Genomic DNA, 14036 nt, shown 5'->3' with positions numbered 1-14036 from the left:
GCACTCGTGTGATCAGAGACGGAACTCGCGTGACTGGAGGCCGCACTCGGGTGTGCGGTCCCTGATCACGCGAGTTCCGGGTCTGATCACGCGAGTGACGTCAGGCTTGGCACTTGGCTTTCACCGTCGACGCCGCGTGGTGCGCGTAGGTCTTGTTCGAACCCGACCAGTCGCGGCCCCGGTTGAGCAACTGCACGGCCAGCTTCGCGCCGTTGATCCGGAACGTGCCCACGCTCACCCACCGGCCGCGGTTCGCGATCTGGTCAACCTGGAACGTCCCGACCGGCGTGCCCTTGTCCACCGCGAACCGGTCGAAGACGCGGTAAACCGACGGGCTGCCACCGACGGCGGTGAGGTCACCGTTCGGGATGAACACCGAGACCGCGCAGGTTCCGGTGGTCACGGGGCCGGTGTTGAACGTCCACAGGCCGTACGCGCTGGGGTCGTCCTTGTTCGCGTCGCCGGACATGGGGATGGACGCGAACGACGTGCCGCAGCCGCCGTTTCCGTGGTTCACCCAGCCCGCCTTGCCGTCGCTGTAGGCGCCGACACCGGAGAATCCGGTGCCACCGCCGCATCCCTTGCCCGCCGTGCCCTCGTAGGACACCGTCTTGGCGGCGGGCGGGGCGGGCGGGCCCTGTCGCTGGGGCTGCTGCGCGGGGCCCGGGCCGCCACCGGCTGCCGGAGCGCCTGGAACCGCGGGGCCGCCCGGTGTTCCGCCTTGGGCGGACGGGACAGCCTGGCCCGCCGGAACGCCGTCGGCCGTCTGCCCGGGGAGCGCTTGACCGGGCTGGGCGCCGGGCTGGATCCCCGGCAGGGCGGCGTCCGTGGGCGGGGCCGCCACGCCTGGCACGAAACCGCCACCCGGCGGGAGATCCTGCGCGTATCCGGCGTCTTTCGTTCCGTCGCCAGGATTGTCGTCGCCCAGCAGCCCGCCGAAGGCCATCGGCAGGGCGACCAGCACGACACCGGCGACAGCCGCCGCGACGATCACCGGTTTGGACATCCGGCCCGGCGCCGATCCTTCGGCCGCGCCGCTCGCGTCCACGACAGGGGGGACCGCGCCCGCGGCGACGGTGGCGGACGAGGTCGCGGACGACGTGGTGTCGTTGTCCGCCTTCGCTTCCGTGACGACCGGTGCCGCTTCCGCCTCGGCGACCGCGACACCGGTGGACTGCTCTGCCTCCGTGGGCATGGTGTTCCCGCTTCCTTGGTCGTTCACTAACGCTTGAGACCTTTGTGGACGTTCACGACGTTCGTGCTCTCGGCCGCGGCGAGCTGGGCGGCCATGCCCTTCGTCACGTTGGTCTGGTTCTCGACGACAGTGCTGATCGAGGTGAAGGCGCCCTCGATCTTCGCCGCCGGGGTGTGGAGATTGCCTTTGATCTCCTCGCCCATCTCGTCGTCACCGCAGGCTTCGAGCAGCAGATCGATGCGGTCCTGGCCGAGTTCGCAGATCCGGTACATCTTCGCCGCGATCGAGCTGTATCCCTCCGAGATGACCTCCATGGACCTCGGATCCGCGCTGAAGTTCGCCATGGTCTCCCGTCCTCATCCGGTGGTGGTGCCCGTGCCGTGACCGGCAGCGGGTTTCTGGCCGAGCCCGAACGTGTAGTCGCGTTCCGGGTTCGTGCTCTGCGGGACGCCCGCCCGCGACCGGCGCCGTCGTCTGCCCAGGACACCGGGCGCGACCGTCGGATCGGTCCCCCAGGTCTCCTCGTCCTCGGCGAGCCACGTCGTCCGGTCGCGTTCGCCCTTCCCCTGGCCCGCGCTGCCGGGGCCACCGGCCGTCGGCGGGTAGAACGGCACGCCGTTGCCCGAAGTGCCCTTGGGCCCACCGAGCGGAGCTTGCTGCCCCGCCGTTTTCCCGCCTGGCGCGGGCACTTCCGGCGATACGCCCATCCGGCCGCCGCCGAGCGAGCCCGGCCCGCTGTGGAAGTTCGACTGGGGGTCGTACCTCGACATCGTGATCGGCAGGGAGTCCGGTGCGCGCAGCGGCGGCAACGACGGCGGTGGCGTACGCCGCAACGACTTGAGGTGCCGTTCCAGCGCCGACTCGCCGTTGTAGCTCTTCCGGACGCCCTCCGGCGGCGGATAAGGCTTGCGCAGCCGGTCTTTCTGCTCGAGGTTCCCCGAGCCCCTCGGGCCGATGATCTCGCCGTTGCCGCTCACCCGGGAACCCGGCGGGACGATGATCGGCCTGCCGTCGGGGCCCAGCACGGGCTTGCCGTCGGGGCCGATGACGACACCGTCCGGGCCGACGTACGAACCGGTCGGCACCTTCAGGAACGGGTTCGACCCACCGGGAACGGGAGGCGGAGGAGGACCGGTCTTGATGAACGGCGGCGGTGGTGGAGGCGGTGCCGAGGACTTTTCGGTGAAGACCGGCCCTTCATCCTTGGCCGGGCCGTCTCCCCCGGCGGGCCCGGGCCCGCCGTCACCCTGGCCGCCGTCACCGGTGCCACTGTCACCGGAGCCGCCGGAAAGGTTCAGATAAACCGGTGTCCGGATCTCCGGCAGGTACTGCCTGGCCGTCTGGTAGGCCGCCTCCAGCAGGCCGACCGCGCTGGCGCCCCAGCTGTCCACCAGGACGAGATGATCGCCCCAGACCCGCTTCGCCGCCAGCTCCAGCTTCTCCCGCGGTCCGGACTCGCTGAACTTGCCACCGAGGATCGTGCTCGCCGGCGTGTTGTCCCCCACCGCGTCCGCGTAGTAGCTGTACGCCTCGTGGCTGTTGACGTCCTTGACCAGTTCCGGCGCCTGCCAGATCGCGCGGATCACCCCGACGGGGGTGGACAGGTCCTTTCCGGACGCCGTGACCGAGAAGCCCAACCCGGTGTCGTAGGTGAAGGAGTTGCCGCCCTCCCACATTTCGCGTCCGTCGTTGAGGTACCCGGCGAAGTGCTCCATCAGTTGCTTCGCGTCCTGGAGCGCGACCCAGGACGCGCGTTCCCGCATCATCTGCTCGATCAGGTCGGCGCAGCGATGGGTGAGCTTGTCGAGCACCGTCCAGAACGCTTCCGCGCCGGTGCCTTGGAAGGCGTCTCCGCGATGCCCAGTGTTGTCGCGCCAGGTCTGCAATGGACCCAACTGCTCGAACAGCAGATGCGCCGTACCGCCCAGCGTGTTCGCCGCCCGTTCGAAGGTGGACCGCTTGCCGATGTCGTTCGAATCGTCGAGCAAGGAGTACACGATCTTGTCGATGTTCGTCGAGTACTTCGCCGCCAGTTCGGTCATTTCCGGGGTCGCGTCGGCGGTGGCGTAGTACGACGTGTAGGCCGTCATGATCTCGGCGTGGATCAGATTCGTCGGCACCTTGTTGCTCGGACCGCGGATATGCGTGTGGGTGCCCCAAGACAGCCAGGTCTTCTTGATGATGTCCTCACGCGAGGGCACGAGGGGAAAGTTGGGTTCCGACGAGAAGATGTTGAGCGCCTGCTCCCACACCCACGTCCGCGAGTCCGGCCCGCCCAGGATCACGGGATCAGTCCCTTCGCCTGCCGAAGACGTCCGACGGCGCCTCGTTCCAGAGCCCCGCGAACGCCTTGTCGACCTCGGTGTTGCCCGTCATGGCCGCGCGGAGGTCGTCGCGCTGGTCCATGAGCGGGCCGAAGACCTCGACCACCGTGTCCGCCATCTCCCGCCGGGCGCGGCCGAGCACGTCGACCAGGGTCCTCGCGAGTTGCTCCGGTGCCATCGAGCGGTACTTGGTGGTGTGGAACTTCATGCCCACCACGGTGTTCTGCGCGTCCACGGTCACGGTGACCAGGTGATCCGCGGAGGTCGCGGAAGTCGTCCGCGCGGCGAGTTCGGCCTTCGCCGACTCGATCCGGTCACGCTGATCCTTCAGCGTGGCCATAGCCTGGTGAAGTTGATCCTCCAGCCAGTCGGCCATCGTTTCCTCCCTGTCCGTAGTTGTTCGGGCCGCCGGTCCCGCGTCCCGCGAGCCGCCTGCCGCGTCTGCGGGCACCGAGCACCGACGGCGGGAGCTTCGGGTCGGTACCCCAGGTCTCCTCGTCCTCGGCGAGCCACGTCGTCCGGTCGCGTTCGCCCTTGTTCTGGTCCGCGCCCGCGCCCGCCCCGGCGCCGCCCGCGGTGGGCGGGTAGAACGGCACCCCGCCCATCCCGTTCTGCGGCGCGCCGGTGCCCGGCGGGTTCTTGATCAGCGACGGGCCGCCCTCGGTCGTCACCGGTTTCTCGGGCGAAGACACGGTGGGCGCGGGCTTGCCGTCGCCGATCGAACCCGCGTGCGGCGCCGAAAGTCCACTGTGGACACCCAGCGGGCCACCGGAGGACATCGAGACCGACGAGGGCGCTCCCGACAGCAAAGTCGGCATCGACGGGGCGTTGTTGCCGCGCAACGACTTCAGATACTGGTCGAGCTCGTTCTGAGCGGGGCCGTCCTTCTTGACCGGCTCCGGCCGGGCCAGCCGGTCCTTCTCGGTGAGCTTGTCGCCCTTCGGGCCGAGGATGTCGCCGTTCGGGCCGATCCGGGAACCCGGCGGCACGACGATCTGCCGTCCGAACGGATCGAGCAGCGGCTTCTTGTCCGGGCCGAGGACGACGCCGTCCGGCCCGATCGTCGAGCCCGTCGGCGCCTTCAGGTTGTCGTCCGGTTTCGGGCCCACGGGCGGCGGCTTGTTCGGGATGTTCGGGAACGGCGGGTTGTTCTTGTCGGTCGGCGGCGGGGGCGGCGCCTTGGTGTCCTTGTTGTCCTTGCTGGGATCCGGAACCTTCGGCGGCCCGTCCTTGGACCCGGGAGGCGGCTTCGGCGGCCCGTCCTTCGAGCCGGGAGGCGGTGGCGGCGGGGTCTGTGATCCCGGAGGAGGCGGAGGGGTGGTCGGCGGCGGCTTGTGGAGATTGAGCCGCCTCGGCTCCCTGATCTGCGGCAGCAGAAGGGCAAGTTCGTTGTAGTTCGGGGGAAGGTCCTTGAGCACGGAGTTGGCGGCCACGTCGAGCGTGGTCGTCATGTGGTCGGTCCAAAGAGCTTTCGCCGCGTCGATGAGCGCGTTCCAGAATTCGGGGCTCCTGGCGTCCGCGCCGATGAGGTCGCTCTTCGGGTAACGGTCTTCGAAACCCCAATAGCTGTCGGTGGTCCTGTTCCGCTTCAGATCCGCGGTGAAGGCGTCACAGTTCCAGATCGCCGTGAGGCAACCACCCGGCCAGGCCAGCTGGCTGCCCTTCACGTCGAAGGTCCCGAACTTGGCGGTGGTGCAAGTGACCATGGCATCCGACATCCACTTGGCATAAGCCTCGTGGAGTTTGTCGAAAGCCCAGCGAAGACCGGCCGAGGCTTCGTTCGCGTCCTTCGTCTCGGGGTTGTCCTCCGGGCTTTTCGTCTTCAGCTGATCAGGACGCGTTCCCAGCTGGCTCACCAGGTTGTCGCACCGGTAGATCACTCCGTCGAGCACTTCGCGGAACGCTCCGGCACCGGTGCCCTGGAAGTCGTCACCCTTCTTCCCGACCTGGTCCCGCCAGCTTCCCAAACCGGTGGACATCCCGGTGAGCAGGGTTTTCGTGCCGTTCAAGGCGTTGAACGCCTTGGTGAACGTCGACGGCTGCGCCACCGGGTTGGTGTTGTAGTAGCCGTTCATCGAGTCGAGGATGTCGTTCATACCGCCGTAGTAGGCGGTCATCACCGGCCCGAAAGCCTCGTAGTTCGCGCTGGCCACCGCCCAGAACTCTCTCGTGCTCGAGTAACTGTTGACGGTGTAGTCCCAGCCGCTCGGCCGATAACCGTGGTAGTGCCGGGTCGACGACCAGATGTCCCATTTGAGCCACTGGACGCCCATGATGCTCTCGCGAAGGGGCATCTTCTTGAGTTCACCCGTCGGGCCGGCGCCGGTGAAGTAGTTGAGGACGTCCTCCCACGGCGTCTTCGATCCTCCTGGAAGTCCGGAAGTCATCGCGGCTCAGCTCCCCGCGGGCGGCGGAGCGGGAGTGGTCGTGAAGATCTCGCCGAGCTGGCTCATGTTCAGTTCGGTGGACAGTTTGAGGTTCTCGTCCTCGCCCTTCTCCGCGATGGCCACCACGTACGAGATGTTCTCGTTCAACGTGATCAGCTGTTTCCGGATCGCGTCGACCTGGTTGTACAACGTCGGTGCCGTCCCGGTGGTGGATTCGTATTTCTCGATCAGCAGCCTGGCGGGCTCCCAGTCCTCGGACCCCGCCAGCAGCCGCCGTTTTCCCTTGGCGCTGGTCAAGGTCTGGGCCAGCTCCGCGACGTTCGGATCCTTCACCAGATCGTCGACCATCTTCTGCAGGACCTTCTCCTGGAAATCCTTCAGAAAACTGGGGGTGATCTTGATGTCGCCGCTGTCCGGCTTCTCCGCCACGCCCTACTCCTTTCCCCGCGACCGGCCAGGACCTAGATTCCCTGGAACTTCGCCCCGATGCTCTTGTCGGTGCGCGTGTAGTTCTCGAAAGACAGGGACAGCGTCTGGTGGCCCTTGGTGAACCGGCCTTCCATCGCACTGGTCGTGGCGTGCCACTTGTCCTGCAAGTCCTTGTAGGACGTCGCACCCTGACCGAGCCAGGTGTCGGTCATCGGCTTGAGGGACTTCTCCAGATCGATCAGCGCGTTGTCGATCGCCTTGCTCAGCCCGACCATGCGCTCGGCGAGGTGCGGGAGGTTGCCGCTGACCGCGAAACCGTCATTGGGGGAGGTCATGATCGTTTCCTTTCGGTGCTCAGGACAGTTCTTTGAGGACGCGGTCGCTTTCGCCGCCGAACGACGTGGCCGCGTACATGTTGATCTCGTCTTCGGCGGTGTTCATCTGCTGGTCACTCGCGTTGACCATTTCCTTGATCTCCGTGAGCAGATTGAGCACCTGGAGGTATTCCGTCTCCCATCCCTCGAGCTGGTTGAGGAAGGTCTGGGAAGCCGCGCCCTGCCAGTCGTTCTTGAGGTCCGCGCGGACGGAGGTCACCCCGCTGTGGATCCTCTTGCATTCGTCTTCGCAGGTCTGGATGGCCGTGAGGCCACCTTTCATGCCCGAGTCGGTCTTTTGGAAATGCGGCATGCTCATCGGTGGTCGTCCTTCCCGTGGTGTCGCTGACGCTCCAGGGCAAGCTCACCAACACCGGACGCGGGAGACCATGCGGAACCACCGGCAGAAGTTGCTTCGCGGGTTCCGCTGGTCAAGAACCGCACGCGGCGGCCGCGGGCAGCACCGCACCTCCGTCACGCAGCACCGACGGGTCCAGCGCGGCCCCGGTCGGCAGCAGATTCAGCAACGGCGTCGGCAAACCGCGGGCACCGGAAGGTTCGAGGCCGAGCGCCTTCGCGCCTTCAGGAGGCACGGGGTACTTGACGCCGGTGTCGGTCACGAGGAAGAGCGCGTCGCCGGGCCTCCCCGACGCCGCCGTCGCCTTGACAAGGGCGCCGGAACCGGGCCGCACCGCGATCCGGTCGACCCGCACACAAGGCGCCGCGACACCGGGCTGGCTGAACGGCGGTTGCCCCGCTCCGGAGAGTCTGTCGGCGATCGCGACCTGCGTACGCGGCGTGTCGCCGTCCGGGGTGACGACCGCGCACAGTGCTTGTCCACTGTGGAGGGTTGTCGCCTTGGGCGGCTTCAGGGGTGGCGGCGGTTCGGACGGGGACAGATGCTCGCTGACCACCCGGCCGGGCAGCGACGCCGTCGCGACCTCACCGCCGTCGTAGGCGAGGCGGCGGACCTCCGGGTCCACGGTCAGCAGCCGTGCGTCGAGTTCCGAGATCGGCCGGAGCCCCGATCGCGTGAGCACGTAAGGCTGTGCGGGCTCGCCCGCCACCGTGTACAGCCTGCCGACCGCGCCGAGGCCGGGCACCTCGGTGCCGAGCCCGTCGATCGCGGGCGGCCCGAAGTCCGGCCCGGCAGGAAGAGCGTCGAGCAGCGCCGAGGACGCCTTCACCGGCTGCAGGACCCCGTCCAGCGCGTCGAGCGCGCCCCTCGCTGTCGTCACGCGATGACGTTTGCCGCGCCACAGCAGGAAGTTCGCCCCGTCTTCGGTGACGACCACGACGGCTGCGTCGTCGCCGAGGGGGTTCGAGGTGACCCCACCCACCCGCAAAGTGGTCGGCCCGGACTGGTCGCGGCCCGCCGCGGCGCACACCTCCCACGGGTCGGTCGCGAGGGACGGCAGCGAGTCGGGCGCGCCGATGATGCCCAGCGGGTCGCCCCGGGGCACGTCCTTCAGTGACGCTTCGCCGACGTGCTTCACGACGAGATGGTTGCCCGCCACGAGTTTGGCCGAGGCGTAGTTGAGAACCGGCAGGAGTTTGCCGCCCGCGTAGAGGAAGCGCGCCCCGGACGAGTCCGCGATGACCAGCGCGCCCTCCACCCGCCACGACTTGTTCCCGCCCGGTGAGACGAGGCCGAACACCAGCATGCCGAGGCAGGCGAGGACGGCGATCAGCACACCGATGATGCTGCCCCGGTATGTTCGCTGGAGCGGGCTCTCCGGTGCGTCCGGATCGACCCGCAGCAGAGCCGACGAGAGCCTGCCCTGCATGAACTTGTGCGCCTGGACCTGATCGGTCTTCGAGTTCACGCTCAGCCCCCGAGACCGCGCATGAAGGCGAACACGCCGAGCAGCCACAAGGCCAGCGGCAGCAGCGACACCGCCGCGAGGGTTTCCGCGAGGTCCGCGAGCCTGCCCCACTGCGGGAGCATCCTCCGGCCGGGCAGTGTCCATCTGGCCACGATCAGCACGGCGGCGAGCACGAACACGCCAGCCACCATCGGCAGCGGGTTCGCCGAGTCCAGCTGCGTGGCGAGCAGCAGCCGCAGCACGCCGTAGACGCCGGGCACGATCACCGAGAGACGCTGCCACACGCTGCCCAGCGCGCGGCCGTGCACCAGCAACAGGGTGCTGAGCACCGCGGCGAACGTGGTGGCCTGCCACGAGCTGTCCCGGACCACGAATTCGATCGCGACGACGCAGGAGGCGCCGATCGCGGTGAACAACGCGGTCACGAAGGAGTCCGCGATCTTTCCCTTGCCGACGACCTCGTCACCGGCGTGCGGTTCGAGTTCTTCCTGCAGTTCGCGGGCGCTGGTGGGCAGTCCCGGCAGCCGCAGCCCGGCCAGCCGGAAGGCCAGCCGCGGCACGAACGCGCCGAGCAGCACGGCGACCACCGCGATGATCGTCGCGGACGCGGCGGCACTCGCGCCGCCGAGCATCAGCACCAGACCACCGGAGGCGCACAACAACCCGAGTGTCGCGACGGAGATGAAGACCGGTGCGGCGCCCGCCACCGCGGCGAGCCCGAGCGCCGCCGCTCCCGCGCCCGCCACACAGGCCGCCAGCAGCCGCGCGCCGGTGAGCACCATGCCGTCCGGTCCACTGGGGACGATCGAGCCCGCGAGCCCGACGAACGGGACAGCCGCCAGTGCCAGCGCGAGTGCCGCGGTTTCGTCGCCGAGCGCGCGGGCCGCGGTGGCCGAGCAGACAAGCAGGAAGACCGCCGCGGCGGCGGCCGCGACCAGCGTCGGCCAAGCCGCCGGGGCGGACACCAGCAGCCCGAACGCGAACGCGACGAACGCCAGGACACCGCCGAGCATCGTCCAGCGCGTCGCTTGCGGGCTCCACGAATCCGGACGGCCGCGGGCCTCGGTGGACAGTCCGTCGATGATGTCGTCGAAGTGGACTGTGGGGAGCTGCTCGCGGCGGGGCCGCAGATGCAGGGTCTCGCCGTCGCGCAGGTTCAGCGAGTCGACGGTGGATTCCTGGTCCAGCGGTGGATCCCCGAGCCGCTGCAGCGTCCAGCCGTCGTGGTCGACGCCCTCCTCCGCGAGCTCGCTGCCCGCGTGACCGAGGATCGTCGGCATCAGGTCGATCAGGGGGATGTCCACCGGAACCGCCAGCTCGAAGCAGGCGGACGGGGCACGGACCCGGAGTTTGCACAGCCCTGAAGTGGTCGCCATGGCACACGCCTTCGTTTCGGCGACCGACGCGCGGGATCACGAGTGAACCGTCGCGTGGTCGGATTTCGTCACCTCTTGTGGAGCCGCCACCACAGCGCGTCCGAGAGGGAAGGAATCCGGGCTTGAGTGTAATCACATTCCGCAAGGGGCCGCGACGGCCAGGACCGGAAATGCCCGAGGGCGAGCTGAGCATCCAAGAACCGCCGACGCTGCCCGAAGTCCAGCGCAGCGCCGGCGCCGTGATGATGTACTTGCCGATGGCGCTGTCGTCGACGGCGACCGTGCTGCTGTTCGTCCGGCCGGGCGAGAACGGCGCGTTCAGCTATCTGGCCGCCGGGCTGATGACGGTGTCGTCGATGGCCATGCTGGTCGGACAGCTCGGCCGCAGCGCGGGCGAACGCAAACAGAAACTCAACGACGCCCGGCGCGACTACCTTCGTTACCTTGCCCAATCCCGGCGCAAGGTCCGTGAAGTGGTCGCCAGCCAGCGCGAAGCCCTCGCCTGGCGTCACCCCGACCCGACGTCGCTGTGGTCACTGCCCGGCACGTCGCGGATGTGGGAACGCGACGCGCAGGACGAGGATTTCGGAGAGATCCGGATCGCCAGGGGCCCGCAGCGGCTCGCCTGGCGGCTGAACCCGTTGTCCACCAAGCCCGTCGACGATCTGGAGCCGCTTTCGGCGCACGCGCTGCGCCGGTTCATCCACGCCTACGGCACCGTGGACGGCCAGCCGGTCGCCGTGTTCCTGCCGTCGTTCGCGCGGATCCTCGTGCGGGCCGACGGCGAGGACAGCGAACCGGTCCGCGCGCTGGCGCGGTCGATGATCGCCCATCTCGCCGTCTTCCACTCCCCCGCCGAACTGCGGATCGTCGTGCTCACCTCGCCGGAACGGCGGGCGGCATGGGAATGGGTGAAATGGCTGCCGCACAACCTCCACCCCAGCGAGACCGACGGCGCGGGCGAGGCCCGGCTCGTGCTGGAATCGACCGCGGAGCTGGAAAACGCGCTCAGCGACGAGTTCGCGACCAGGCCGGGGTTCGATCCCGACGCGCTGCCGGACAGCCACGAACCGTGCGTGATGCTGTTCGTGGACGGTGCCACCGTGCCGCCCACGTCGAGGCTGGCCGGTGACGGCTACCGCAACACGACGGTCGTCGACCTCTCCTCGGCACTGTCCGAAAAGGACGATCAGCAGACACTGCGGCTCCGGCTCGAGGGCGGGCTGCTGAAACTGATCACGGTGGACCAGCACAACAAGGAGGTCGCGGGCGACCTCGGACGGCCGGACGGGATCGGCCTCAACACCGCGACGGCGCTGGCGATGCGGCTCGCGCCGTACCGGGTCGGCGCGCGGCAGCGGTCGGCCGAACCGATGACCGCCAACTTCGATCTGACCGCCATGCTGGGCATCGCGGACATCCAGACCTACGACGTCGCCGCGGGGTGGGCGGCGAAACGGCCCGGTGGCAGGCTGCGCGTACCGCTGGGCGTCGGCCCGACCGGCGCGCCTGTCGATCTCGACATCAAGGAATCCGCCCAGGCGGGCATGGGCCCGCACGGCATGCTGATCGGCGCGACCGGATCCGGGAAGTCGGAACTGCTGCGCACTCTGGTGCTGGCTCTCGCGCTCACGCATTCCTCGGAGATCCTGAACTTCGTCCTGGTGGACTTCAAGGGTGGTGCGACGTTCCTCGGGCTGGACGGCCTGCCGCATACGTCCGCGGTGATCACCAACCTCGCCGACGAGGCCGCGCTGGTCGGCCGGATGCGCGAGGCGCTCAACGGCGAACTGGTGCGACGTCAGGAACTCCTGCGCAAGGCGGGCAACTACAGCTCCGCGCTGGACTACGAACGCGCGCGGGCGAACGGGACGCCGCTGGCGCCGCTGCCCACGCTTTTCCTGGTGGTGGACGAATTCAGCGAGCTGCTGTCGGCGCACCGCGACTTCATGGACCTGTTCATCATGATCGGCAGGCTCGGCCGGTCGCTGGGCGTGCATCTGCTGCTCGCCTCCCAGCGGCTCGACGAAAGCCGGATCCACCAGCTGGAATCGCATCTGTCCTACCGGATCGGCCTGCGGACCTTCTCCGCGATGGAGAGCCGCGGCGTGCTGGGCGTGCCGGACGCGTACCAGCTGCCGTCCGATCCGGGCAACGGTTTCCTCAAGAGCGGCACCGCGGCGCTGGACCGGTTCAAGGCGGCTTACGTCTCCGGGCCGCACCGGGTGGTACGCCGCAACGTCGAACAAGCCGTGGTGGCACAGCAGATCGTGCCGTTCACCTCGAAGTTCACCGCCCGCCGCGAACCCGAGCCCGTCGTGGTGCCCGAAGCCGAGCCGGAAGACACGGCGCACAGTCTCCTGGAGCTGGCCGTCGACAGGCTCCGGGACAGCGGTCCCCCGGCGCACCAGGTGTGGCTGCCGCCGCTGGACGCGCCCGGCTCACTCGACGAACTGCTGCCGTCGCTGGTGGAAACGGCCGGACGCGGCCTCAGCGCGGAAGACTGGTCCGGCCGCGGCGCGCTGACCGTGCCGATCGGCCTGGTGGACCGTCCTTTCGAGCAGACAAGGGATCCGCTGCTGGTCGATCTGGCGGGCAGCGACGGGCACGTCGCCATCGTCGGCGGTCCGCAGAGCGGCAAGAGCACGGCCCTGCGGACCCTGATCACCTCGCTGGCGCTGACGCACACCCCGGCCGAAGTCCAGTTCTACTGCCTGGACTTCGGCGGCGGAACGCTGTCGAGCCTGCGGAAACTGCCGCACGTCGGCGGCGTGACCGGACGGCTGGACGTCGAACGCATCCACCGCACGATCGGCGAGGTCACCGCGCTGCTGACGCGCCGGGAGCGGTTCTTCACCGACCACGACATCGACTCGATGACCACCTACCGGCGCAAACGGGCGGCGGGCGAGTTCGCCGGGGAACGCCACGGCGACGTGTTCCTGGTGGTGGACGGCTGGTCCACCATCCGGCAGGACTTCATGGACCTGCTGCCGACGTTCGTCGAGCTGGCCTCGCGCGGCCTCAACTACGGCATCCACCTGATGCTGGCGTCGAGCCGATGGAGCGAAATCATCAGCGCCGTCCGGGATCTGGTCGGCACGCAGCTCGAACTGCGGCTCGGCGACCCGGTCGATTCGGTGATCAACATGCGGGCCGCGGCGACCGTCCCGAAGATCCCCGGCCGCGGCCTCACCGACAAGGAATTGCATTTCTTGACCGCGTTGCCGTCGATCGACGGCGCGGAGGGCGACGTCGCCGAGCACGTCGAGACCCTGGTGACCCGGGTCGCCGCGGCCTGGCCGGGTCCGTCCGCTCCCCCGGTCCGGATGCTGCCGGTGGTCCTGGACCGGGCCGAACTACCCGAGCCGGACGCGGACGTGCGGCTCGCCCTCGGCCTCGACGATCAGCGTCTCGAACCGTTGTGGCACGACTTCGAGGACAACCCGCACCTGATGGTCGTCGGGGACGTGGAATCCGGGAAGACGAACCTGTTGCGGCTGGTGATCGACGGCATCACCCGGCGGTACGGCCCGAAGGAGGCGCGGATCATCACCGTGGACTACCGCCGCGGCCTGTACGACGCCGTTCCCCAGGAGTACAAGCTGGGCTACGCGGTGTCCGGCGACTCGGTGGCGGAGATGATCGACGGCGTCGCCCGCGCGGTGCGGACCCGGATCCCCGGCCCGGACATCACCCCGGCCCGCCTGCGGCTGCGCGACTGGTGGACCGGACCGCAGGTGTTCGTGGTGATCGACGACTACGACATGGTCGCGTCGTCGTCGAACGCGCTGTTCCAGCAGCTGTTCGACCCGCTGGCACAAGGCAACGCGCTCGGCCTGCACCTGATCGTGGCCCGCGGCGCCAACGGCATCGGCCGCGGCGCCAACGATCCGCTGCTGCGGCGGCTCACCGAGGTCAACACCCCGGTGATGCTGCTGTCCTGCCCGCTTTCGGAAGGCATGGTGTTCGGCGAAGTCCGGCCGCGTGTGCTGACTCCGGGCCGGGCGCAGTACGTCACGCGGCGCGGGACGACCGTGGTGCAGACCGCGCTCTCCGCGCACGAAGCGGAGCTCGTCGCGAAATGACCGGCTCGCCCTCCCCTGCCGTCTCCCCCCAGCGGCG

Annotated in this window: 11 protein-coding genes; 1 reads left to right on the top strand and 10 read right to left on the bottom strand. The window is 68.9% G+C overall.

Features of this window, described 5'->3' with window-relative positions; all coding sequences use genetic code 11:
• Positions 1–100: 100 nt before the first annotated feature.
• The 10 genes from HDA45_RS31955 to eccD form a co-directional block, all read right to left on the bottom strand.
• Complete coding sequence (locus HDA45_RS31955) at positions 101–1195, bottom strand: hypothetical protein (RefSeq protein WP_184901609.1); 1095 nt, start codon at positions 1193–1195, stop codon at positions 101–103.
• A 26-nt stretch (positions 1196–1221) separates the two neighbouring features.
• Complete coding sequence (locus HDA45_RS31950) at positions 1222–1539, bottom strand: hypothetical protein (protein WP_184901607.1); 318 nt, start codon at positions 1537–1539, stop codon at positions 1222–1224.
• A 12-nt stretch (positions 1540–1551) separates the two neighbouring features.
• The gene (locus tag HDA45_RS31945) at positions 1552–3480 is read right to left on the bottom strand and encodes a hypothetical protein (RefSeq protein WP_184901605.1); all 1929 of its coding nucleotides are present in this window, start codon (positions 3478–3480) and stop codon (positions 1552–1554) included.
• A 4-nt stretch (positions 3481–3484) separates the two neighbouring features.
• Complete coding sequence (locus HDA45_RS31940) at positions 3485–3859, bottom strand: YbaB/EbfC family nucleoid-associated protein (protein WP_184901603.1); 375 nt, start codon at positions 3857–3859, stop codon at positions 3485–3487.
• Positions 3834–5906: a hypothetical protein gene (locus HDA45_RS31935; RefSeq protein WP_184901601.1), complete on the bottom strand. Its 2073-nt coding sequence runs from the start codon at positions 5904–5906 to the stop codon at positions 3834–3836. The genes HDA45_RS31940 and HDA45_RS31935 overlap by 26 nt, the downstream gene beginning before the upstream one ends.
• Positions 5907–5912: 6 nt before the next feature.
• Complete coding sequence (locus HDA45_RS31930) at positions 5913–6335, bottom strand: hypothetical protein (protein WP_184901600.1); 423 nt, start codon at positions 6333–6335, stop codon at positions 5913–5915.
• Positions 6336–6367: 32 nt separating this feature from the next.
• Positions 6368–6670: a WXG100 family type VII secretion target gene (locus tag HDA45_RS31925; protein ID WP_184901598.1), complete on the bottom strand. Its 303-nt coding sequence runs from the start codon at positions 6668–6670 to the stop codon at positions 6368–6370.
• 19 nt (positions 6671–6689) lie between these two features.
• Positions 6690–7028, bottom strand: a complete 339-nt coding sequence (locus HDA45_RS31920) for a WXG100 family type VII secretion target (protein WP_184901596.1) — start codon at positions 7026–7028, stop codon at positions 6690–6692.
• Positions 7029–7140: 112 nt separating this feature from the next.
• Entirely contained in the window at positions 7141–8535 is a 1395-nt protein-coding gene (gene eccB, locus HDA45_RS31915; RefSeq protein WP_184901592.1) for a type VII secretion protein EccB, read from the bottom strand.
• 2 nt (positions 8536–8537) lie between these two features.
• Positions 8538–9911 (bottom strand): type VII secretion integral membrane protein EccD, encoded by a 1374-nt coding sequence (eccD, locus tag HDA45_RS31910; RefSeq protein ID WP_184901590.1) that lies wholly within the window; start codon positions 9909–9911, stop codon positions 8538–8540.
• Positions 9912–10033: 122 nt separating this feature from the next.
• Here eccD and eccCa point away from each other — a divergent pair, with 122 nt between their 5' ends.
• Positions 10034–13999, top strand: a complete 3966-nt coding sequence (gene eccCa / locus HDA45_RS31905) for a type VII secretion protein EccCa (protein WP_246480853.1) — start codon at positions 10034–10036, stop codon at positions 13997–13999.
• Positions 14000–14036: the final 37 nt, after the last annotated feature.

Origin of the sequence: Amycolatopsis umgeniensis, from assembly GCF_014205155.1 — a bacterium.
Lineage (GTDB): Bacteria > Actinomycetota > Actinomycetes > Mycobacteriales > Pseudonocardiaceae > Amycolatopsis > Amycolatopsis umgeniensis.
Note: the sequence above shows the minus strand (reverse complement) of the source record. Positions and strands in the feature narration are given on the sequence as shown.